The organism is Pectobacterium zantedeschiae (genome assembly GCF_004137795.1).
GTDB lineage: Bacteria > Pseudomonadota > Gammaproteobacteria > Enterobacterales > Enterobacteriaceae > Pectobacterium > Pectobacterium zantedeschiae.
Genome location: NZ_NWTM01000002.1, coordinates 207,500 through 230,722 on the forward strand (window position 1 = coordinate 207,500; position 23,223 = coordinate 230,722).

The window sequence follows — 23,223 nt, forward strand, 5'->3', positions numbered from 1 at the left end:
TCTGTCACATTTGAAGTCTGAAAATAAGGTCGGGAAATGGCAAAGGTATCACTGGAAAAAGACAAGATTAAGTTTCTGTTAGTGGAAGGCGTGCATCAGAGCGCGCTGGATAACCTGCGTGCAGCGGGTTACACCAACATCGAGTTCCACAAAGGCGCGCTGGATCCTGAAGCATTAAAAGCTTCTATCCGCGATGCGCATTTTGTGGGTATCCGCTCGCGTACCCATCTGACAGAAGAGATTTTTGCTGCTGCGGAAAAACTGATCGCGGTAGGGTGTTTCTGTATCGGGACTAATCAGGTTGAACTGTCGGCCGCGACCAAACGCGGTATCCCAGTGTTTAATGCACCTTTTTCCAATACCCGATCTGTGGCAGAAATGGTGATCGGCGAAATGTTGCTGATGCTGCGTGGTATCCCAGCGGCGAACGCGAAAGCACACCGTGGTATTTGGCACAAACTGGCTGTGGGATCGTTTGAAGCTCGCGGCAAAAAGCTCGGGATCATCGGCTACGGCCATATTGGTATGCAGTTGGGTATTTTGGCTGAAAGCCTGGGTATGCACGTTTACTTCTATGATATCGAAAGTAAATTGCCGCTGGGCAATGCTCAACAGGTGCGCCACCTGTCTGATTTGCTGAATATGAGCGACGTGGTGAGCCTGCACGTGCCGGAAAATGAAAGCACGCAGGATATGATGGGCGCGGAAGAACTGGCGCTGATGAAGCCGGGTGCAATTCTGATTAATGCCGCTCGCGGTACGGTGGTTGATATTCCTGCACTGTGCGAAGCGTTGAGCAGCAAGCATCTGTCCGGTGCGGCAATTGACGTATTCCCACAGGAACCGGCAACCAACAGCGATCCTTTCCTGTCGCCGCTGTGTGAGTTTGACAACGTGCTGCTGACGCCACATATCGGCGGATCCACGCAGGAAGCACAGGAAAATATCGGTGATGAAGTCGCTGGAAAACTGGCGAAATATTCAGATAACGGTTCTACGCTGTCTGCGGTGAATTTCCCGGAAGTGTCATTGCCTGTTCATGGCGCACGCGCGAGCCGTCTGCTGCACATCCATGAAAATCGTCCTGGTATTATTACCAAAATTAACCAGATCTTTGCTGAGCAGGGCATTAACATCGCCGCCCAGTATCTGCAAACGACACCGGAAATTGGTTATGTGGTGATTGACGTCGAAACCGACGGTGCGCAAACGGCACTGCAATTAATGAAGGCGATTCCAGGCACCATTCGTGCCCGTCTGCTGTTCTGATGTCTGATTGAACAGTGAGTGAATTGCTCTGTAAATAATCAGCCCCGAAAGGGGCTGATTGCGTTATTAAAGCGCGATAACGATCTTGCCGCGCATGTGCCCTTCCAGCACTTTATCGTGAGCCTGCTTCAACGTTTCTACCGTTAACCCTTGTAGCGTTTCGCTAGCGGTACCCTGAAGTTTTCCTGCATCAACCAACTGCGCGACTTCGTGCAAAATGTTCCCCTGTTCCGCAATATCTGGCGTGGTGAACATGCTGCGAGTAAACATGAGTTCCCAATGTAGCGCTGCACTTTTGAGTTTTAGCGCCGTTTGGTCGAGCGGGTTTTTGTTTTCCACGATGGTACAGATGTGTCCCATTGGCGCGATCAGCTTACTAATGGCATCCCAGTGGCCGTCGGTGTCGTTCAGGCAGAAAATATAATCGACCTGCTTGATTCCTTCCTTTGCCAGTTCCTCGACCAGATTGCGGTAATTCACGACCTTATGTGCGCCGCGCTGGCGGCACCACTCCGCCGAATCCGGCTGCGACGCGGTGGCGATGATGTTCACCGAGCTGCGTAATGCCGCCAGAGAAATTGCGAGGGAGCCTACGCCGCCCGCGCCGCCGATAATCAGCAGTGTTTTCTCGCTATCCGCCTGCTGTATTTTCAGGTGCTCGAACAACCCTTCCCATGCGGTCAGCGCCGTGAGCGGTAGTGCAGCCGCAGCCGGCCAATCCAGAGATACGGGCTTGCGTGCCACGATACGTGAATCGATCAACTGATGTGTGGTATTGCTGCCGGGGCGTGTGATATCGCCTGCGTACCAGACTTCATCGCCTACCTGAAGGTGGCTAACGGCGCTGCCGGTTTTCAGCACAATACCGCTGGCATCCCAGCCGAGAATTCTTGGCTGCTGTAACCCATTTTGACGCAATCCGGCATGAACCTTGGTATCCACCGGGTTAACGGAAATAGCTTGTACGCCGATCAACAAATCGTATTCACCGGGCTCAGGGATGTCCTGCGTGATGGCGATGAAATTCTCTGGCTGTTGTGGATCAACGGCTATTGCATGAGCGGTCATAGTGTTTTCCTCATTATTTTCAGAATGCGGTCTTGTGAATAGAGCAAAGTGTAGAACACGGAGATAGGACTGATAAGATGGACAATAAATAATGAAGTGTTCGTCTATGGTGAACAATGATGTTTAAACAATTGCAGGATATGGCGCTGTTTGCGCTGGTGGCCGAGTGCGGCAGCTTTACACAGGCGGCGCGAAAAGCCGGGCTGGCAAAGTCCAGCCTGAGTCTGCGTATTAGCCAGCTCGAACAGCAGATTGGCCTGCGACTGCTTAACCGAACGACGCGCCAGCTAAATCTGACGTTTGCTGGTGAACGTTATCTGATTCACTGTCAGGAGATGCTGCAAGCCAGTGAACGTGCCGATCTCGCCGTACAGCACTTGCGTGATAATCCGAGCGGGCGGCTACGCATTACCAGCCCGGCAGGATTAGGTTCTACGCTGCTTGCACAGCTCACCGCCGAATTTCAGCAGCGCTTTCCGGCGGTGTCGCTGGATGTTCTGATTTCAGATGCGGTAACCGATCTGGTACAGGAAGGTTTTGATGTCGCTTTTCGTACTGGTAAACCGCACGATTCTTCGCTTATTGGACGTTCGCTTGGGCAGACTCCGCGATATTTGCTGGCATCGCCTGACTATCTTGCACGGCATCCGGCATTGCTTCATCCACAGCAGCTCCAGCAACATCGCTGCATTGCGCATCATGCCTGGACAGAGTGGCTCCTTCACCGCGGTTCAGAGTTCTATCGTTGGTTACTGCCTGAAGCGCATATTACGGATAACCTGCTTTATGCCCGCGAGTGCGCTATTGCGGGCGCAGGGATTACGCTATTGCCGGATTTTCTCTGCCGCGATGAGGCCGTTTCTGGCAAGTTGGTCAGGGTCTTGCCGGATTGGCAGGCAGAAGCCAATGAGCTTTATCTGGTGTACCCCAGCCGCAAGTTAAATTCGCCAGCTTTAGCGTGTTTTATCGACTTCGTTTTACAGCATCGTGCGTTGGATGATTACTCAATACTTTTGAAAAAGTAACAGTGATATATTGCGCAGAGATTTTTGTTTCATTTTTATGTTCAATTATAAATTTTTATTGAAACGTGATTTCTGTCAACTTATTTTAGATACGTTTTAGACTTGGAATGCCGATAACAATCTTGGTTCCTTTTGACTTTTTATGAAAGGCGTGTCCTGCGTGGCGTTGTTGTCACGGTGATATTCGGGCTCTGTCACACTGATTAGTGATAGAGATAATGTATACCAGTGATGGTGAAAATGAGAATGCAATCGATGTCTGTTCAAAAAGAGAAGTTGAGTTACATCAACAATATACGTCTCGTATCGTTATTTATTACTCTTTTTTCAATTATCCTGATTCTCTTTGCGCTTTCTATTGGCACAGCGAGCTATTTCTTAAAGCAGAGTAATGATTCACTGGATAAGGCTAATGAGCTGTCTGATATTCGGGCTGGTGTCAGCAGTAGCCTCGATCAGTTACGTGTTGCCAGATTACTGCTTATTCAGGCGGGTGCGGCGAACCGTATTAGCGATCATGAGGTATTTAAAGCGGCTTCAGATCAGGCTGCTGGTCGAGTCAGAGCCTCACAGAAACGCCTTGATGAATATCTCGCGCGTCCAGACAGACTGGAGAGTGAAAAGGCCTTGGACGACGATATCCTCAAGGCTTATAACAACTATCGTGATAATGCGATTGCTGTGATGCAGAAAGCCACGAGTGATGGTGAATTTGAAGATCTGGTGTCGTTGGAAAGTACGCTGGCGCGCACGCTAGATGAAGCGTTTAGCGTTCCAGTGCGTAAAAAAGTGACTGAGCTGACAAAAGCTGCACAGGATATCAATCTGCGGGCGGAACAGAACGCTCAACTGGGATACTGGATGATGGCAGGTTCGTTTGCGTTATCCATCATTATGGCAATCATGGCGTACATCATGGTGCGCAATGTGATCCTTGCGCCAATCAATAGACTGGTTGAGCGTATTCAGAAAATTGCAGCGGGTGACCTGACACTGCCGCCCATGGCGATGGGGCGTAATGAGATCGGTATTCTGGGCACGAACATCCAGAATATGCAGGCAGAATTGACAGATACGGTGACGATCGTGCGTGAAGGCGCGGATTCGATCTATCAAGGATCGTCAGAAATTACAGCGGGCAACGTCGATCTCTCTTCGCGCACTGAGCAGCAGGCCGCCGCTCTGGAAGAAACCGCCGCGAGCATGGAACAGCTGACCGCAACCGTGAAACAGAACTCTGACAATGCTCATCACGCCAGCCAGTTGGCAAAAAATGCCTCTGAAAAAGCGGAGAAGGGCGGACAAATTGTGCAAGGCGTGGTGGACACCATGCAGGATATTTCCACTAGCTCAAAACGTATTTCCGAGATCACGTCCGTGATTAACAGCATCGCCTTCCAGACCAATATTCTGGCGCTGAACGCCGCAGTAGAAGCGGCGCGGGCAGGCGAACAAGGGCGTGGTTTTGCCGTCGTAGCGGGTGAAGTTCGCAATCTGGCGCAACGTAGTGCGCAGGCGGCGAAAGAAATCGAAACGCTGATTGGCGAATCAGGCAGGCTGGTGGATACCGGCTCTGGGCTGGTGGCGCAAGCTGGCACAACGATGGGCGAGATTGTTCGTGCGGTCGTCAGCGTGACTGACATCATGGGGGAAATTGCTTCCGCTTCTGATGAGCAGAGCCGTGGCATCGGACAAGTGAGTCAGGCCGTGTCTGAAATGGATAGTGCAACGCAGCAAAATGCGGCATTAGTACAGGAAGCATCGGCAGCAGCAGTTTCACTTGAAGAACAGGCGGCGCGTTTGACGCAGGCTGTTGCGGTATTCAAACTGTCCGGTGTGGTCCAGCAAGTGAGATCGTCATTGCCAAAAGCTGCGCCTCAGCCGCGCTTAGCGCCTGCGATGGCAATCGCCGGAGCCAGCAAAAAAGGCAGCGATAATCAAAACTGGGAAACGTTCTGATTCCCTCAAGTAAGTGAGCGAAGCCAACACCTCTGCAACTTGAAGTATGACGTGTATGACTGGAAAAAAATGGCCCGCATTGCGGGCCATTTGTTTATGACGTTTGATGACGGCTTATTTAGCGATCTTCTTGTATTTGATACGGTGAGGTTCCAGCGCCTCGGCACCCAGCGTACGCTTCTTGTACTCTTCGTATTCGGTAAAGTTACCTTCGAAGAATTCCACTTTACCTTCATCCTGATAATCCAGAATGTGCGTTGCGATACGGTCGAGGAACCAACGGTCATGCGAGATCACCATGGCACAGCCAGGGAATTCCAGCAGGGCGTTTTCCAACGCACGCAGGGTTTCAATATCCAGGTCGTTGGTTGGTTCATCGAGCAGCAGTACGTTGCCGCCTACCTGCAATAGCTTCGCCAGATGCAGACGACCGCGCTCACCACCGGATAGTTCACCAACGCGTTTACCCTGATCAACGCCTTTGAAGTTGAAACGGCCAACATAGGCGCGGCTAGGCATTTCGGTGTTGCCGATACGCATGATGTCTTGCCCGCCAGAGACTTCTTCCCAGACGGTTTTGCTGTTGTCCATCGCGTCGCGGAACTGGTCGACGGATGCCAGTTTTACGGTTTCACCCAGCTCAATCGCGCCGCTATCTGGCTGTTCCTGACCGGACATCATGCGGAACAGGGTCGATTTACCGGCACCGTTCGGGCCGATAATGCCGACAATCGCACCTTTCGGTACGGAGAAAGACAGCCCATCGATGAGCTGACGCTCACCGTAAGACTTACTGAGGTTGGTGACTTCCACCACTTTATCGCCAAGGCGGGCACCAGGCGGAATAAACAGTTCGTTGGTTTCGTTACGTTTCTGGTATTCCGTGTTGTTCAGTTCTTCAAAGCGTGCCAGACGAGCCTTACCTTTGGACTGACGGCCTTTAGCGCCTTGACGCACCCACTCCAGCTCTTTCTCAATGGATTTACGGCGTGCCGCTTCCTGAGAGGCTTCCTGTGCCAGACGCTGATCTTTCTGCTCCAGCCAGGAAGAGTAGTTACCTTCCCATGGAATGCCTTCACCACGGTCCAGTTCCAGAATCCAGCCCGCAACGTTATCGAGGAAGTAACGGTCGTGGGTAATCGCCACCACGGTGCCCTCGAAGTCGTGCAGGAAGCGTTCCAGCCAGGCTACCGACTCGGCATCCAGGTGGTTGGTTGGTTCGTCGAGCAGCAGCATGTCTGGTTTTTCCAGCAGCAGGCGACACAGCGCCACACGGCGGCGTTCACCCCCAGACAGGGTTGCGATTTTCGCATCCCACTCCGGCAGACGCAGGGCATCCGCCGCGCGCTCTAACTGGTTATTCAAGTTATGGCCGTCGTGCGCCTGAATGACTTCTTCCAAACGACCTTGCTCGGCAGCCAGTTTATCGAAGTCTGCATCCGGGTCGGCATACAGCGCATAGACTTCATCGAGGCGCTTCAACGCCGTCACGACTTCAGACACCGCTTCTTCCACAGACTCACGTACAGTGTGTTCCGTGTTTAACTGTGGTTCCTGCGGCAAATAGCCGATTTTGATTCCTGGTTGTGGGCGAGCTTCGCCCTCGATGTCCGTATCAATGCCAGCCATAATACGCAACAGCGTTGATTTACCGGCTCCGTTCAGACCCAGCACGCCGATCTTGGCACCGGGGAAAAAACTGAGGGAGATGTTTTTCAGAATGTGACGCTTCGGCGGAACGACCTTACCGACGCGATGCATGGTATAAACATATTGAGCCACGTTGCGACTTCGCCTCTCTCTTATCTCTATGATTTGTCACACCTAAGCGGGTGACGATGTGTAGCACTGTGCTACTGAATACTACTCATGCTGCCAAGGGAACGCTTTGGCAGCGGATCGATTATTCTAAGTATGAAGTGTAGCGGGTTTCAGCCCGCGATCCCAGCTATCCGGCGATTTGCCATGGCCGATCTGAGACGTAGACCCGCCTGATGAATTTCAGAATCGGTTTGCGGATCGGCGTATCGTTGTCTGGCATGATGTGCCACACTGGATCTGCCCGATAGGATAGGGGTATCGATACGATGAAGGATGCCGATAGCAAGTTCGATAACGGATGAGGTTAATGCAGGTGATGAAAGCGGGTCATTGGTGGTACGCCGTTGCGGCGATATGTCTGGCTGGGGCTTCCGGTCATGTGCTGGCAGATTCTCTGGACGAACAACGTCAGCGCTATCAGCAGGTTAAGCAAGCATGGGACAGCAGCCAAATGGACACGGTGGCGCAGCTGATGCCGACGCTGCGCAGTTACCCGCTTTATCCTTATCTTGAATACCGCTCGCTCACGCAGGATCTGAGCCAAGTCAGCGCGACGCAGGTGAAGCAGTTTATGGCAACGCATCCGACGTTGCCGCCAGCCCGTAATCTCAATACCAGCTTTGTGAATGAACTTGCCCGTCGTCAGGACTGGATCGGGCTGCTGGCATTTAGCCCACAGCCGCCGAAGCCAGTTAGCGCTCGCTGTAATTTCTATTACGCCCAATGGGCAACAGGCCAGCGTCAGGGCGTGTGGGAAGCCACGCGTGATATCTGGCTGACTGGGCGTTCTCTCCCTACCGTGTGCGATAAACTCTTCTCTGCCTGGCAGCAAGCGGGCGAACAGACGCCGCTGACGACGCTCGAACGCGCTCGTCTGGCGATGGATGAAAGCAGTCCTAGTTTGGTGAGTTACCTCATCAAGCAGTTACCCGCCGACTATAAAACGATGGGTGATGCGCTGCTGAAACTTCAGAACGATCCGAATTCGCTGGAGAGCTTCGCTCGTACTGTCGGGCCAACGGGTTTCACCCGTAAAGTGACGCTATCAGCCTTTACGCGCACGGCGCGTCAGGATACGGATAATGCCCGTTCGATGCTGCCGGTCATTGCTCGTTTGCAGAAAATGAGCGCGGCAGAACGTCAGGATATGGAAGAAACCATTGCCTGGCGTCTGATGGGTAACGACGCCACACCGGAGCAGGCACAGTGGCGGGATGACGTGGTACGGCGGAGTACGTCGACTACGCTGCTGGAACGTCGGGTGCGCATGGCGTTGGGCGCAGGCGATCGTCAGGGGCTGACAAGCTGGATGGCGCGCTTACCAGCGGATGCGTTACAAAAAGACGAATGGCGTTACTGGCGCGCTGCGGCGCTGTTGGATCAGGGCAAACGTCAGGAAGGTGAGGCGATATTACGTGGCCTGATGCAGGAACGCGGGTTCTACCCCATGGCGGCGGCGCAGAAATTGAACGAGCGCTATCCCATAACCATCATGACGGCGGTGAAGCCCGATCCTTCTTTGTCTCAGTTGCCGGAAGTCACACGCGTACGGGAATTGATGTTCTGGCAAATGGATAATCTGGCGCGCAGCGAGTGGGTTGGGCTGGTGGCTAATCGCAGCAAACCGCAGCAGGAAGCGCTGGCTCGCTATGCGTTTGAGCAGCGTTGGGCGGATTTGAGCGTGCAGGCGACGATTGTTGCGAAACTGTGGGATCACCTGGAAGAGCGTTTCCCGCTGGCCTGGAATGACGAATTCCGCCGTGAAACACAGGGGAAAGGCATTAGCCAGAGTTATGCAATGGCGATTGCCCGTCAGGAGAGTGCCTGGAACCCGAAAGCGCGCTCGCCCGTTGGTGCATCGGGCCTGATGCAACTGATGCCCGCGACGGCGCAGCATACCGCTAAAATGAGCAATATCGCGTTCTACACGAACAGCAGTCAGCTGTTGGATCCTGAGACGAATATTCTGTTGGGAACAAGCTACCTGGAGTACGTGTATCAGACATTTGGCCGTAACCGTATTCTCTCTTCCGCGGCCTACAACGCCGGGCCGTCGCGCGTGAATACCTGGTTGAGAAACAGCGCGGGACGCATCGATCCCGTTGCGTTTATCGAAAGTATTCCGTTTTCGGAAACACGGGGTTACGTGAAAAATGTGCTGGCCTACGACGTCTTCTACCGCTACTTCCTGCATCAGCCAGCCAATGTGCTGACGGATGCAGAATGGCAACGGCGTTATTGAGACGAGGCGTTGCGATCGCACCCTGAAATTGTGCTATGCTGCCGTACTAGTTAAATAGTATGGCAGCCCGTTATGACTCCGTTATCGCTTATCGACCCCGCACTTTCTGAACAAGACAATGAGCACTGGTTACGCTTTGTCGCGCTATTGCAGCAGGCTATTACGGAGGATCTCCAATTGCCGCTGCTTCAACTATTGCTGACGCCAGATGAGCGTACCGCGTTGGGAACGCGGGTGCGAATTGTACAGGAGCTAATGCGGGGGGAAATGAGCCAACGTGAGCTGAAAAGCGAGCTAGGTGCGGGAATTGCCACGATCACGCGTGGTTCAAATAGCCTGAAAGCCGCGCCCCCCGCGTTAAAAAGCTGGCTGGAAGCGCAGTTGCTGTCGGTAGATAAACCGTTGAGTGACGACGCGTAACCGTTACGGTTTCGCTGCCTGAACGGGAATCTGATAGATCGGATTATGGAACGGCACCAGTGCCAGCAGCAGTGCCTGATGATATACGCTAGTACGTGACAGTTTGCCGTCGGTGAAGACGCCGATGGCACCACCTTTATGTTTGATATTCTGAACGCCCGTCAAACGCTCCATTTCATCACCTAATTCCCGCCCTTCACGAATACCATGTAATATACTTTCTGGAAGGACCAGGCTTGCAGAACGTGATTCGCCACGTAGATGGGCATTTTCGATCACCATCCAGGCGAACGTCATACTTTCTTCAATGCCTGCTTCGACGCCGACCCAAAAATCGGCTTCTGGTCGCACCTGACGCGCCATCATGACGCGGTTTCTGGCGCCAGTACGGGTTTCGATAGAGCCGAGAGGCTGACGCGGGACGCCGCTATCGACGTCAACGCCTTCGATGCGGCAATTTTCTGCACCAAAGACATCGGTGAATGCCAGACTAATAGCCTTAATTTTTGCCGGGTTGGTAGTTGCAGCGACAACGTGATACATAACAGTTTCGTACCTTTAGTTAATTTGACGCAGTATAACGGAAAATAACCATGTTACAGGTATATCTTGTTCGCCACGGCGAAACAGAATGGAATGTGGCTCGACGTATTCAGGGTCAATCGGACAGTGCTCTGACGTCAAGAGGTGAGCAACAAGCACAACAGGTTGCTGAACGAATCGGGACGTTAGGAATTACGCATATTTTTACCAGCGATCTCGGGAGAACGCGCCAGACGACAGAAATCATCGCTAAATATTGTGGTGATTGCCAGATAATCCTTGAGCCCGGTTTACGCGAATTGAACATGGGCGTACTGGAAGCTCGCGATCTGGATACGCTGGCCGCCGAGGAAGAAGGGTGGCGTAAACGGTTGGTGGATGGCACACCTAATGGGCGAATTCCAGAAGGTGAATCGATGGCGGATGTGGCATCACGTATGCACGGAGTCTTAGAGCGTTGTCTGGCATTGCCTGCGGGGAGTCGCCCGCTGTTGGTTAGCCACGGTATGGCGCTAGGGTGTTTACTCAGTACAGTTCTGGGGCTACCTGCATCGGCTGAGCGCCGTCTGCGACTACGCAACTGTTCCTTGTCGCGCATTGATTATCAGCAAAGTCCGTGGCTGGCATCTGGTTGGGTGGTGGAAACGGCCGGAGATATTTCTCATCTGGATATTCCGGCACTGGATGAGTTACAGCGCTGAGAGCGGCTCTGCATGTTGGATGGGGATGAAGTACTCGCAACGGATGATGTCAGGAATATCATCGCGCTTTGTGCCGTCTGGATGGAAGCGCTCAGCATCGAATCCTTTGCGGCGTGTGAGTTGGAAGGTCGGCAGACAGGTGTCATACAGTGTGATAATAAAATCCTGTAGATCGTCTTTCGGCCCTTCAAAAACAAACATGGCATAGTCTCCGCCCGGTAGCGTAATAGGTTCGCCAGTGTGGACATCATCGGGCAGATACTGCGGTTCTAGCGCGGTGGTGTAGAGCACTTCGTGTTCGTCGTCTTTCTCTTTACTTGGGCGTGAATGATGCAGCCCGTAAAGCACTGGCGGAACGGAACAGGTTTCACCTAAAAATTGGCGCCAGTAGTGGACGCGAATTTCCGTACGGAAGTTACAAATTTGCTCCAGGCGGCAGTTATAGGTTTGCGTTAGCCCAAGAAGCTGCGTTTCTGGAAGGGCGACAAACTGCGGCTGTGGCAAGGTAAACTCACCGAGCCGGATCGGCGGACGAATGCCGAAAGTGTTCCAATTATCAGAACGGCGATAAGACGCTGGCGTTTGGGTAAACTGCTTTTTGAACGCGCGAGTAAAAGTCTGTTGTGAATCAAAACGGTATTGCAGGGCAATATCAAGGATAGGACGGCTGGTCAGGCAGAGTGCAACCGCCGCTTTGGTCAATCTCCGCGCTCGGATATATGAACCAATGGCATGGCCTGTCACATCTTTGAACATTCTTTGTAGATGCCACTTGGAATAACCTGCTTTTGCCGCCACATTATCAAGAGATAGCGGTTGGTCGAGATGGCTTTCTAGCCAGTTAAGCAAGTCACGTATGATACCGGCTTGATCCATAATCTTCCTCATCAAACACATTGAGCGCGAGCGTATTGAGATCCCGCATCATAGCAATATTTTCACTTTGGTACTGCCGAAGATTTTTGAAAATATTCCGCAGGTAATTTGGATAAGGAGGATTATCGAAGTCGTTTATTTTGTACATCCTCTTTTTGATTGTGGTTATTAATTGTTTGTTATGAATTATCACAGAGCCTGAAATATGAACATAAAGCGAATCATGAGTGTGGGTCTGCTAGTACTCGCAGCCGTAGGCACCGCGAGTGCGGAAGAGGTTGGGTCTGTCGATACGGCCTTTAAATTGCTGGGGCCGGACCATAAGATCGTGGTCGAAGCGTTTGACGATCCTGATGTATCAAATGTGACCTGTTACATTAGCCGAGCCAAAACAGGCGGAATCAAAGGAGGGTTAGGTCTGGCGGAAGACACGTCGGATGCTGCAATCTCCTGTCAGCAGGTGGGGCCGATTACGCTGTCGGATAAGATCAAAAGCGCTGGTGACCGTGGATCGGTAGTATTCCAGAAAAGAACGTCGCTGGTTTTTAAGAAGTTGCAGGTTGTTCGGTTTTACGATCAAAAACGTAACTCTCTGATCTATCTTGCTTACTCTGATCGGCTGGTCGATGGTTCGCCGAAGAACGCGTTAAGCGCGGTACCGGTTATGCCGTGGGGAAAGAGTGAATAACGTGTGGTAAGAAGGGGAAACAGCCGGAACAGAAGCCTGCTCCGGCTGAGTGGGATTAATTTTCCAGATCGCCGCAGAAGCGGTAGCCTTCACCGTGGATCGTTGCGATGATTTCCGGCGTATCTGCTGTCGATTCAAAGTGCTTACGGATACGGCGGATGGTGACGTCAACGGTACGGTCATGTGGCTTAAGCTCACGGCCGGTCATTTTCTTCAGCAGTTCTGCGCGAGACTGAATCTTGCCTGGGTTTTCGCAGAAGTGCAGCATCGCGCGGAATTCACTGCGTGGCAGCTTGTATTGCTCACCAGCCGGGCTGATCAGAGAACGGCTATTGATGTCCAGTTCCCAGCCGTTAAAGCGATAGCTTTCCACCAGACGACGTTCTTCTGTGCCACTGCCCAGATTCATGGTACGTGACAGCAGGTTACGTGCGCGGATCGTCAATTCACGTGGGTTAAACGGCTTGGTGATGTAGTCATCCGCACCGATTTCCAGACCGAGAATCTTATCGACTTCATTGTCGCGGCCGGTGAGGAACATCAAGGCAACGGTGGCTTGCTCGCGCAGTTCACGTGCCAGCAATAGACCATTTTTCCCTGGCAGGTTGATGTCCATGATCACCAGATTAATGTCATTCTCGGACAAAATATGGTGCATTTCTGCGCCATCGGTGGCTTCGTGAACAACGTACCCTTCTGCCTCAAAAATGCTCTTGAGGGTGTTACGGGTTACCAACTCGTCTTCAACAATAAGAATGTGCGGCGTCTGCATGTTTGCTACCTAAAATTGCCAACTTAAATTATAGAAATCGGAAGTACAGAAGTCGCTGTCATACCCTGCTGGCCCGCTGGCTACAACGCCAGTTATTCCGGGTATTTCCCTGGAGCTTATCGAGGTAAATATACGCTCTCGCTCAACATCAGACTCAAGTACGTAAATGCGTTACTGGTGTTCATTCTCTACCCGCTTAGAGGTACTGCTAGTGGGTGAGCGTGGCGCTAATTTAACTGCGCTCAAAGTGGCGCACAGTTTAACCTTATTAACAGCAACATAACAGTAAGCACTGATTTTGCCTGCTGATAAATCTACGGTTCTGTTGACATATATCAAATTTCATTTTAGCACGTTAACTATTTTGTGATAAACACTTATAGGATTGCTAGTTTACGTCACAATTTAGCACTTTTTATGAACGATTTAGCATAGCAAATGCCAATGATCATAATTGATGCTACACAGTCGTTGATATTTTTATAACTTATTGAAATAAAATAATTTACCTTGTTTTTGTTAGGGTTTTTCCTCCTCGCTCATTTTTTTGGGACTCATTGATGCTTCCTGACAACGGCGTAGATGACAGAAACTCTGTTGGGTTATTGTTAATTTTCCGCAGTTGTTATCAACAAATTGTCTTTATCAATAAATCGTTATCGATTACATGGTCGTGTTGTTTGGCGATCAGAATAAATATTGCCAAAACGCATGTAATCCATACTGAGGACGCTATGCAGTTTCATATTATTTTGGTTGAGCCCGCTCGGGCAGAGAACGTTGGGGCGGCGGCCCGTGCGATGAAAACAATGGGGTTCAGTAGTTTACGTATTGTCGGTAGCACGGTGTATCAAGAACCAGCGGCTCGTTGGGTAGCGCATGCTTCGGGGGATATTCTGGATAATGTGCAGGTATTTTCCACGCTGGCTGAAGCGTTGGCAGATGTTGACTTTACGGTGGCGACTACCGCACGCAGCCGAGCTAAATATCATTACTATTGCACGCCAGCAGAGTTGACCGGCGTATTGCAGGAGAAGACGCAATGGATGGTGTCTGCGGCGCTGGTGTTTGGTCGGGAAGATGTTGGCCTGACGAATGAGGAACTTGAACTGGCGGATGTGTTGACCGGCGTGCCGATGAAAGCAGATTACCCCTCGCTGAATCTTGGCCAGGCGGTGATGGTATATTGTTATCAGTTAGCTGAACTCATGCAGGTCAAGCCGGAAGTGGCACAGCCGGCGGCGGTGGGACAATTGTCGGCGCTGCATGAGCGCCTGGATCGGCTACTGGTTAATTTGGCGGTTGAAGATGATGAAAAACTGCGGGACTGGCTGCATCAGCGGCTGGGGCGTTTAGAGCAGCGTGATACGGCAATGCTCCATCGGTTGCTACACGACATTGAAAAAAGACTACCGAAATAAGATAGTAGAGATGGCTTTTTTGGCAGTAGAACATCTTGAGCTGTGTATTTTGACAATGGTTTGTCCGGCTTATTCCCATTTAGGCAGTGAGTTTAGCGGCAGGCGTTTTTGGTTCGGCGAGAAGAAAAAAAAGAAATCCGTTGACTTCAAAGGGCGATTGGCCTAACTAATAGGGCAGATAACTCTACTTCTAATGAGATTCGATTTTAGCATGCGCACTATCAGCCTGATCACCACGATTATTACCATCACCGATACAACCAGTAACGGTGCGGGCTGACGCATATAAAGATTCCAGAAAAAGCCCGCACCGAACAGTGCGGGCTTTTTTTTTATGGCAGGTTATCCCTCAACGCCGTCTGCGAACGGCATACAAAAAACGCTTTTAGTGTTTTGGTTGGCAGAAATTCAGGAGAACAGATAAAAATGCGAGTGTTGAAATTTGGCGGGACTTCAGTAGCGAATGCGGAGCGTTTTGCACGCGTTGCCGACATTATCGAAAATAACGCGCGCCAGGGACAAGTGGCTACCGTATTGTCCGCGCCGGCGAAAATTACCAACCATCTGGTTGCCATGATTGAGAAAACCGTCGCCGGACAAGATATCCTGCCTCATTTAAACGATGCCGAAACTATCTTCTCTTCGCTGCTGCAAGGTCTTGCCACATCACAGCCGGGCTTTGATCATGCTCGCCTGAAAGCATTCGTGGATCAGGAATTCGCACAGCTGAAACACGTTCTACATGGCATCGCTCTGCTGGGGCAGTGCCCTGATAGCGTGAACGCCGCGATTATCTGCCGGGGGGAAAAACTGTCTATCGCCATCATGGAAGCGGTCTTTCAGGCACGCGGCTATGGGGTATCTGTTATTAATCCTGTCGAGAAACTGCTGGCGCAGGGACACTATCTCGAATCTACCGTGGATATTACTGAGTCGACCCGGCGTATTGCTGAAAGCGCGATCCCAAAAGATCATGTGATCCTGATGGCGGGCTTTACTGCTGGCAACGACAAAGGCGAATTGGTGGTGTTAGGCCGTAACGGTTCAGACTATTCTGCTGCGGTGCTGGCTGCGTGTCTGCGTGCCGACTGTTGTGAGATCTGGACCGATGTTGACGGCGTGTATACCTGCGATCCGCGTCAGGTGCCGGATGCCCGGTTATTGAAATCGATGTCCTATCAGGAGGCGATGGAGCTGTCCTATTTCGGCGCCAAAGTCCTCCACCCTCGCACCATTGCTCCTATCGCCCAGTTCCAGATTCCCTGCCTTATCAAAAACACCGAAAATCCTCAGGCTCCCGGTACGCTCATCGGCATGGACAGCACGGATACGCAGTATCCGGTGAAAGGCATCACCAACCTGAACAACATGGCGATGATTAACGTATCCGGCCCAGGCATGAAAGGCATGGTCGGCATGGCCGCGCGCGTGTTTGCCGCGATGTCGCGTGCGGGTATCTCAGTGGTGCTGATCACACAGTCATCTTCTGAATACAGCATCAGCTTCTGCGTATCGCAAAACGAGCTGGCGCGTGCCAGAAAAACGCTGGAAGACGAATTCTATCTGGAACTGAAAGAAGGCGTGCTGGAACCGTTGGATGTGATGGAACGTCTGGCGATCCTCTCTGTCGTAGGCGATGGCATGCGCACTCTGCGTGGCCTGTCTGCCCGTCTGTTCTCGGCGCTGGCGACGGCAAACATTAATATCGTGGCTATCGCCCAGGGCTCATCCGAACGCTCTATCTCCGTTGTCGTGAACAATGATGTCGCGACGACTGGCGTACGCGTTGCACACCAGATGCTGTTTAACACCGATCAGGTGATCGACGTGTTTGTTATCGGCGTGGGTGGCGTGGGTGGCGCATTGCTGGAGCAGATTCATCGCCAGCAGCCATGGCTGAAAGACAAGCATATCGACCTACGTGTATGTGGGATCGCCAATTCTAAAGCGATGCTGACCAACATTAATGGCGTTTCGATGGATAACTGGCGCGAGGAACTGGCAAAAGCTCGCGAGCCGTTCAATCTGGGCCGTCTGATTCGTCTGGTTAAAGAGTACCATCTGCTGAACCCGGTGATTGTCGACTGTACGTCGAATCAGGCTGTGGCCGATCAGTACGTAGATTTTCTAGCCGATGGTTTCCACGTGGTGACGCCAAACAAGAAAGCCAACACGGGGTCGATGAATTATTATCACCAACTGCGCAGCGCTGCGGCGAAATCCCGCCGTCGTTTCCTGTATGACACTAACGTCGGTGCTGGTTTACCGGTGATTGAAAACCTGCAAAATCTGCTGAATGCGGGTGATGAGCTGATTCGCTTTACCGGTATTCTCTCTGGCTCGCTGTCCTTTATTTTCGGTAAACTCGATGAGGGCATGTCACTGTCCGAAGCGACCACGCAGGCGAAAGAAAAAAGTTATACCGAACCCGATCCGCGTGACGACCTGTCCGGTATGGACGTGGCGCGTAAGCTGCTGATTCTGGCGCGTGAAGCGGGTTATCAGCTGGAGCTGGGTGATATTGAGGTGGAATCCGTTCTGCCTGCCAGCTTCGATGCCTCCGGCGATGTCGCCAGCTTTATGCAGCGTCTGCCGTCGGTAGATGACGAGTTTGCCAGCCGTGTTGCACAAGCGCGTGATGAAGGTAAAGTGTTGCGCTATGTCGGCGTCATTGAAGAAGGTCGCTGTAAGGTCAAGATCAGTGCTGTTGGCGGCAACGACCCACTGTTTAAAGTCAAAGATGGCGAGAATGCGCTGGCGTTCTACAGCCGTTATTATCAGCCACTGCCGCTTGTATTGCGCGGTTATGGCGCGGGTAACGATGTTACCGCTGCTGGTGTGTTCGCAGATCTGCTGCGCACCTTGTCATGGAAGTTGGGAGCATAATTATGGTTAAGGTGTATGCACCTGCATCAATCGGTAACGTCAGCGTCGGGTTTGATGTGCTGGGTGCGGCCGTTTCGCCTGTAGACGGTTCATTGCTGGGAGATTGCGTCTCTGTTGAGGCCGCCGATCTGTTCAGTCTACGTAATGAAGGACGTTTTGTTAGCAAACTGCCGGACAACCCGAAAGAAAACATTGTGTATCAATGTTGGGAACTGTTCTGTCAGGAAATTGGCAAAACTGTACCTGTAGCGATGACGCTCGAAAAGAACATGCCGATCGGTTCGGGGTTAGGCTCCAGTGCCTGTTCTGTCGTTGCCGGGCTGATGGCGATGAACGAATTTTGTGGCAAACCATTGGATGATACGCGTCTGCTAACGCTGATGGGCGAGCTGGAAGGGCGCATTTCTGGTAGCGTTCACTACGATAACGTTGCCCCGTGTTTCCTCGGTGGCGTCCAACTGATGCTGGAAGAAAACGGCATTATCAGCCAGCCTGTGCCGTCGTTTGATGACTGGCTGTGGGTTATGGCGTATCCAGGAATTAAAGTATCAACCGCAGAAGCGCGCGCGATTCTGCCTGCGCAATACCGTCGTCAGGATTGCATTAGCCACGGTCGCTATCTGGCGGGCTTTATCCACGCCAGCCACACCGGACAAGCTGAGTTGGCGGCGAAACTGATGAAGGATGTCATCGCGGAACCTTATCGCACTAAACTGCTGCCTGGCTTTGCTGCCGCTCGTCAGGCCGCTGAGGATATCGGGGCGCTGGCCTGCGGTATTTCTGGCTCTGGCCCAACGTTATTCTCTGTTTGCAACGATATGGCGAGCGCGCAGCGTCTGGCCGACTGGCTACAGGATAACTATTTGCAGAACGATGAAGGTTTTGTTCATATTTGCCGTCTTGATACGACTGGCGCACGACAACTGGGATAATGCATGAAACTGTACAACCTTAAAGATCATAACGAGCAGGTCAGTTTTGCTCAGGCAATCAAGCAAGGGTTGGGGAGCCAGCAGGGGCTGTTCTTCCCGTTGGAACTGCCTGAGTTCGAACGCACTGAAATTGATGTTCTGCTGGATCTGGATTTTGTAACCCGTAGCAGCCGTATTCTGTCCGCCTATATCGGCGATGAAATTGCGACTGAAACCGTGTTTGAACGCGTAAAAGCGGCCTTTGCGTTTCCTGCTCCTATCGCGCCGGTTGAGGAAGATGTCGCGGCGCTCGAGCTGTTCCACGGCCCGACGCTGGCTTTTAAAGACTTCGGCGGCCGCTTTATGGCGCAAATGCTGACAGAAGTATCTGGCGACGAGAAAATTACTATTCTGACGGCGACGTCTGGCGACACGGGTGCCGCTGTAGCGCATGCCTTTTACGGTCTGAAAAATGTCCGTGTCGTAATTCTATATCCGCAGGGTAAGATCAGCCCATTGCAGGAAAAACTGTTCTGTACGCTGGGTGGCAACATTCACACCATCGCTATCGACAGCGATTTCGATGCCTGTCAGGCGTTGGTGAAAAAGGCGTTTGATGATGAGGAACTGAAAAAGGCAATTGGCCTGAATTCAGCGAACTCCATCAACATCAGCCGTCTGTTGGCGCAAATTTGCTATTACTTTGAAGCTGTTGCACAACTGCCGCAGGAAGCCCGTAACCAACTGGTAGTTTCTGTACCGAGCGGTAACTTCGGCGATCTGACCGCAGGTCTGCTGGCGAAATCGCTGGGTCTGCCGATTAAGCGTTTCATTGCGGCGACGAATGCCAATGACACCGTGCCGCGCTTCCTGAGCAATGGTAACTGGGAACCGCATAAAACGGTGGCAACGTTATCCAACGCGATGGATGTAAGCCAGCCGAACAACTGGCCGCGGGTGGAAGAGCTGTTCCGCCGTAAGAACTGGCAGTTGAAAACGCTGGGCTTTGGTGCGGTGAGCGATGACACCACGAAAGAAACCATGCATCAGTTGGATGCGTTAGGCTATGTCTCTGAACCGCACGCTGCGATTGCTTACCGTCTGCTGCGCGATCAGCTACAAGCTGGCGAGTTCGGCCTGTTTCTGGGGACGGCGCACCCGGCGAAATTCAAAGAAAGCGTAGAAGAAATTCTGGGCAAAGAACTGGATCTGCCTGAAGCGCTGGCTGAACGTGCCGATCTGGATCTGCTGTCGCACAACTTCCCGGATGACTTTGCGAAGCTGCGTGAATTCCTGATGTCCCTGCCTGAATAATCGTGTTGTAAGGGATAGTGGTAAAGGCTGAATGATAGGGGCGGAAAATTCCGCCCTTTTTACGTTTTCGACTTACTGTTCGTGGCGCTTAAACACCAGCTCATCAGTCGAAGAATCTGCTGCTTCAAAGGCGTAACCTTCCAGATTAAACGCTTTCAACTGCTCCGGTTGAGTCAGGCGATTTTGAATAATGAAACGGCTCATCAGGCCGCGTGCTTTCTTCGCGTAGAAACTGATCACCTTAAATTTACCGTTTTTCTCATCCAAAAAAACGGGTTTGATTAGACGGGCATTCAGCTTTTTTGGTTTGACGGCTTTGAAATATTCATCAGATGCCAGATTAATCAGCACGTCGTCGCCTTGATCGCGCAACGCTTGATTCAGTTTTTCGGTGATGGTGTCGCCCCAGAAACTGTAGAGGTCTTTACCTGCTTTATTTTCCAGTCTGGTGCCCATTTCCAGCCGATACGGCTGCATCAAATCCAGCGGGCGTAACACGCCGTACAGACCCGATAGCATTCGCAGATGCTGCTGGGCGAAATCGAAGTCATCTTCGCTAAAATCTTCTGCCGCTAATCCGGTATAAACATCGCCCTTAAACGCGAGCAGTGCCTGACGCGCATTCTCTGGCGTGAAATCGGGGTGCCAATCGCTAAAGCGGCCTGCGTTCAGGTCAGCCAGTTTATCGCTGATGCTCATCAGAGAAGCGATTTGTGCTGGCGTCAGTTTTTTACATACACCAATCAGCTTGCTGGAATAGTCGAGAAGCTCTGGCTGGGTATAGCGCGTTGTTGCCAACGGACTGGTGTAGTCGAGCGTTTTTGCGGGGGAGATAGTGATAAGCATGCGCCATGTCCTGTCGGTCTGATTTTTGATGCACCTACTATAGCAAGAACCCGATAAGAAAGCGGCGATGGCTACAATAGCTTCATCTTTCAAGACGCTTCAATTTTCAAGCGCAATAATTTCAGTTGGTTAAAAGATAGGGTGGTGCTGACAGGATTAACAGCTGGCTTGCGCGGGAAAGTGCGCGTGTTATTATCAGATTTCGGCGCAAAACAGATGGCCACCAGATTAGATAACAAGTCGATTCATATACGAGTACAAGCTATTTTCATTCACGAGCACCACGTATAAACAACGAGACATGCCAACATGACGGATAAACTGACTTCCCTACGCCAATTTACCACGGTTGTAGCTGATACCGGCGATATTGCGGCAATGAAACTGTACCAACCGCAAGATGCGACCACCAACCCCTCACTGATTCTGAATGCTGCGCAAATTCCTGAATATCGCAAGCTGATCGACGAGGCGATTGCCTGGGCGCGCGAGCAGAGCAGCGATCGCAAGCAGCAGGTGGTGGATGCCACGGATAAACTGGCGGTCAATATCGGTCTCGAAATCTTAAAATTGATCCCAGGCCGTATCTCTACAGAAGTGGATGCGCGTTTGTCTTATGACACCGAAGCTAGCGTGGCGAAGGCAAAACACCTAATCAAGCTGTATAACGACGCGGGCATCAGCAACGAGCGTATCCTGATTAAGCTGGCTTCAACCTGGCAGGGTATCCGCGCGGCGGAGCAGCTGGAAAAAGAAGGCATCAACTGTAACCTGACGCTGCTGTTCTCCTTTGCGCAGGCGCGTGCCTGTGCTGAAGCTGGCGTGTTTCTGATTTCGCCGTTCGTTGGCCGTATTCTTGACTGGTACAAAGCCAACGGCGATAAGAAAGAATTTGCGCCGCATGAAGATCCGGGCGTGGTTTCCGTTAGCGAAATCTATGACTACTACAAAGAACACGGCTATGAAACTGTCGTGATGGGTGCGAGCTTCCGTAACGTCGGTGAAATTCTGGAACTGGCAGGATGTGACCGCCTGACGATCGCACCAGCCCTGCTGAAAGAGCTGTCAGAAAGCGAAGGTGAAGTGGTTCGTAAGCTGTCTTACGTTGGTGACGTGAAAGTTCGCCCAGCGAAAATGACGGAAGCTGAGTTCTACTGGCAGCATAACCAGGACCCAATGGCGATTGATAAACTGGCTGATGGGATCCGTAAATTTGCTATCGACCAGGAAAAACTGGAAAAGATGATTGCAGATTTACTGTAAGTATTCTGCTAATAAAAATAGCCGGGATTCCCGGCTATTTTTTTGTCTGTGATTTGGTATCACAGGGTGGAATAAGCCTATTTCGCCGTCGCGTTACGGGTTTTCTTCGCGGTATAAAGATTGTCATCGGCACGCTTCATCACTTCGATCAGATCTTCTTTAGCGACATGGTATTCAACCAGTCCAATACTGACCGTTAGCCTGATTGTCCCTGCAGCGGTTTCACAAGGTGTATTGCTAACGCGTTCTCTTGCTCTATCCACGATGATATACGCATCATCTATTCCGGTATTCGGTAAAACGATTGCGAACTCATCGCCGCCAATACGACCAAAAATATCTTCTCGGCGAAAGGATTTTTTGAAGGTGTCGGCAACAAACTTCAAAGCATCATCACCGACGCTATGACCAAAGCTATCATTCACCTGTTTAAAGTAGTCGATGTCGATCAGAATGACGCTAACGGGCCGCTTATTCAGATTCGCGATACTAAAAGCTTTATTGGCCGCCAGAAAGAACGCGTCTCGCCGTAAATAGCCAGTGAGATCGTCATATCTGGCAATAATGGGTAATTCTATCAGGTATTTTTTCGCCAGAAGCGACAGCAAACTGCCTAAGATGGCAGAAAGTATTACCACGCTTAGAATGATCGTCGCGGAGCCAAGAGACGTCAGCGTATACAAAAACGAAGGCGGAGGTGTTTCGGACGTGGTTCTAATCCGAATGCCCAATAATTCATCTGTGGGCGATAGCACCGGAAATATGATGGTAAGGGTGCCTTTACCTGCATACTCACCAATTGATGGCAGTTTATTCTGACAGATACGGATAATCGCCATATCATTAAATGTCAGGTCGGATGACGATAATCGATTAATACATTCGCTACGAACGTCGCGCGTATTAAATACCCATGTTCTCATCCGTGCAGAGACATAGGAGCCTGTTTTCCGAGTAACGTCAGTCTCCGTTACCTCTCCACCCGTATTATAGGATTCATATGTCTTGATGGTGATGTCCAGATTTTGCCGTTCTACTTTCCAAGCGTTTCTGCTTGCTTCATGAGTAAGAAAGATAGTGATAAAAAAGGAAATAAATCCAAACAGGAAGAAGGCCGAGGTAGGGTGTGAAAATAGCTTTAATATCTTATATTTAAGGTCGTTCATGGCGACTTCCTTGATAGGGCTTTTTTACTTAT

General features: G+C 51.3%; 20 protein-coding genes and 1 other annotated feature. Of the genes, 13 read left to right on the plus strand and 7 right to left on the minus strand.

Features of this window, described 5'->3' with window-relative positions; translation table 11 throughout:
* Nucleotides 1-36 precede the first annotated feature (36 nt).
* Entirely contained in the window at nucleotides 37-1,269 is a 1,233-nt protein-coding gene (gene serA / locus CLR69_RS15595) for a phosphoglycerate dehydrogenase (protein ID WP_129706885.1), read from the plus strand.
* Between the two features lie 66 nt (nucleotides 1,270-1,335).
* Here serA and CLR69_RS15600 read toward each other — a convergent pair whose 3' ends face one another.
* Nucleotides 1,336-2,337: a zinc-binding alcohol dehydrogenase family protein gene (locus CLR69_RS15600; protein WP_129712257.1), complete on the minus strand. Its 1,002-nt coding sequence runs from the start codon at nucleotides 2,335-2,337 to the stop codon at nucleotides 1,336-1,338.
* A 119-nt stretch (nucleotides 2,338-2,456) separates the two neighbouring features.
* On the opposite strand from CLR69_RS15600, the gene CLR69_RS15605 reads away from it, so the two are divergent.
* On the plus strand, nucleotides 2,457-3,362 hold the full coding sequence (locus CLR69_RS15605) for a LysR family transcriptional regulator (protein WP_129707196.1): 906 nt from the start codon (nucleotides 2,457-2,459) through the stop codon (nucleotides 3,360-3,362).
* 255 nt (nucleotides 3,363-3,617) lie between these two features.
* Complete coding sequence (locus CLR69_RS15610; protein ID WP_129706881.1) at nucleotides 3,618-5,321, plus strand: methyl-accepting chemotaxis protein; 1,704 nt, start codon at nucleotides 3,618-3,620, stop codon at nucleotides 5,319-5,321.
* Between the two features lie 114 nt (nucleotides 5,322-5,435).
* Here the strand turns inward: CLR69_RS15610 and ettA are convergent, their stop codons facing one another.
* Complete coding sequence (gene ettA / locus CLR69_RS15615) at nucleotides 5,436-7,103, minus strand: energy-dependent translational throttle protein EttA (RefSeq protein WP_129706879.1); 1,668 nt, start codon at nucleotides 7,101-7,103, stop codon at nucleotides 5,436-5,438.
* Between the two features lie 355 nt (nucleotides 7,104-7,458).
* Between ettA and sltY the strand changes: the two genes are divergently transcribed.
* Nucleotides 7,459-9,384 (plus strand): murein transglycosylase, encoded by a 1,926-nt coding sequence (gene sltY / locus CLR69_RS15620; protein ID WP_422762872.1) that lies wholly within the window; start codon nucleotides 7,459-7,461, stop codon nucleotides 9,382-9,384.
* A gap of 72 nt (nucleotides 9,385-9,456) precedes the next feature.
* A complete protein-coding gene (gene trpR, locus CLR69_RS15625; protein ID WP_129706875.1) occupies nucleotides 9,457-9,804 on the plus strand; it encodes a trp operon repressor in 348 nt (115 codons plus the stop codon).
* A gap of 3 nt (nucleotides 9,805-9,807) precedes the next feature.
* Here trpR and yjjX read toward each other — a convergent pair whose 3' ends face one another.
* Complete coding sequence (gene yjjX, locus CLR69_RS15630) at nucleotides 9,808-10,347, minus strand: inosine/xanthosine triphosphatase (protein ID WP_107169217.1); 540 nt, start codon at nucleotides 10,345-10,347, stop codon at nucleotides 9,808-9,810.
* Between the two features lie 50 nt (nucleotides 10,348-10,397).
* Between yjjX and gpmB the strand changes: the two genes are divergently transcribed.
* Nucleotides 10,398-11,048: a 2,3-diphosphoglycerate-dependent phosphoglycerate mutase GpmB gene (gene gpmB / locus CLR69_RS15635; RefSeq protein WP_129706873.1), complete on the plus strand. Its 651-nt coding sequence runs from the start codon at nucleotides 10,398-10,400 to the stop codon at nucleotides 11,046-11,048.
* On the opposite strand, the gene robA is transcribed toward gpmB, so the two are convergent.
* Entirely contained in the window at nucleotides 11,037-11,924 is an 888-nt protein-coding gene (robA, locus tag CLR69_RS15640) for an MDR efflux pump AcrAB transcriptional activator RobA (protein ID WP_129706871.1), read from the minus strand. The two genes, gpmB and robA, sit on opposite strands and share 12 nt — an antisense overlap.
* A gap of 205 nt (nucleotides 11,925-12,129) precedes the next feature.
* Here robA and creA point away from each other — a divergent pair, with 205 nt between their 5' ends.
* The gene (gene creA / locus CLR69_RS15645; RefSeq protein ID WP_129706868.1) at nucleotides 12,130-12,612 is read left to right on the plus strand and encodes a protein CreA; all 483 of its coding nucleotides are present in this window, start codon (nucleotides 12,130-12,132) and stop codon (nucleotides 12,610-12,612) included.
* 55 nt (nucleotides 12,613-12,667) lie between these two features.
* Here creA and arcA read toward each other — a convergent pair whose 3' ends face one another.
* Complete coding sequence (gene arcA, locus CLR69_RS15650) at nucleotides 12,668-13,384, minus strand: two-component system response regulator ArcA (RefSeq protein ID WP_010300511.1); 717 nt, start codon at nucleotides 13,382-13,384, stop codon at nucleotides 12,668-12,670.
* Nucleotides 13,385-14,118: 734 nt separating this feature from the next.
* Here arcA and CLR69_RS15655 point away from each other — a divergent pair.
* The 5 genes from CLR69_RS15655 to thrC all read left to right on the plus strand — a co-directional run bounded on the left by CLR69_RS15655 (nucleotide 14,119) and on the right by thrC (nucleotide 19,916).
* A complete protein-coding gene (locus CLR69_RS15655; protein ID WP_129712255.1) occupies nucleotides 14,119-14,805 on the plus strand; it encodes a tRNA/rRNA methyltransferase in 687 nt (228 codons plus the stop codon).
* A 211-nt stretch (nucleotides 14,806-15,016) separates the two neighbouring features.
* Nucleotides 15,017-15,085 (plus strand): thr operon leader peptide, encoded by a 69-nt coding sequence (gene thrL, locus CLR69_RS23450; protein ID WP_014916714.1) that lies wholly within the window; start codon nucleotides 15,017-15,019, stop codon nucleotides 15,083-15,085.
* Nucleotides 15,024-15,139: a sequence feature (Thr leader region), on the plus strand. (Overlaps the previous gene by 62 nt.)
* Nucleotides 15,140-15,231: 92 nt before the next feature.
* Nucleotides 15,232-17,691, plus strand: a complete 2,460-nt coding sequence (gene thrA / locus CLR69_RS15665) for a bifunctional aspartate kinase/homoserine dehydrogenase I (protein ID WP_129712254.1) — start codon at nucleotides 15,232-15,234, stop codon at nucleotides 17,689-17,691.
* Between the two features lie 2 nt (nucleotides 17,692-17,693).
* On the plus strand, nucleotides 17,694-18,623 hold the full coding sequence (thrB, locus tag CLR69_RS15670) for a homoserine kinase (protein ID WP_129706862.1): 930 nt from the start codon (nucleotides 17,694-17,696) through the stop codon (nucleotides 18,621-18,623).
* Nucleotides 18,624-18,626: 3 nt separating this feature from the next.
* Nucleotides 18,627-19,916: a threonine synthase gene (thrC, locus tag CLR69_RS15675; RefSeq protein ID WP_129712253.1), complete on the plus strand. Its 1,290-nt coding sequence runs from the start codon at nucleotides 18,627-18,629 to the stop codon at nucleotides 19,914-19,916.
* 72 nt (nucleotides 19,917-19,988) lie between these two features.
* Here thrC and yaaA read toward each other — a convergent pair whose 3' ends face one another.
* Nucleotides 19,989-20,762: a peroxide stress protein YaaA gene (gene yaaA / locus CLR69_RS15680; protein WP_129712252.1), complete on the minus strand. Its 774-nt coding sequence runs from the start codon at nucleotides 20,760-20,762 to the stop codon at nucleotides 19,989-19,991.
* A 309-nt stretch (nucleotides 20,763-21,071) separates the two neighbouring features.
* Here yaaA and tal point away from each other — a divergent pair, with 309 nt between their 5' ends.
* Nucleotides 21,072-22,025, plus strand: a complete 954-nt coding sequence (tal, locus tag CLR69_RS15685; protein ID WP_129706856.1) for a transaldolase — start codon at nucleotides 21,072-21,074, stop codon at nucleotides 22,023-22,025.
* A gap of 77 nt (nucleotides 22,026-22,102) precedes the next feature.
* On the opposite strand, the gene CLR69_RS15690 is transcribed toward tal, so the two are convergent.
* A complete protein-coding gene (locus CLR69_RS15690; protein ID WP_129706854.1) occupies nucleotides 22,103-23,191 on the minus strand; it encodes a GGDEF domain-containing protein in 1,089 nt (362 codons plus the stop codon).
* Nucleotides 23,192-23,223 lie beyond the last annotated feature (32 nt).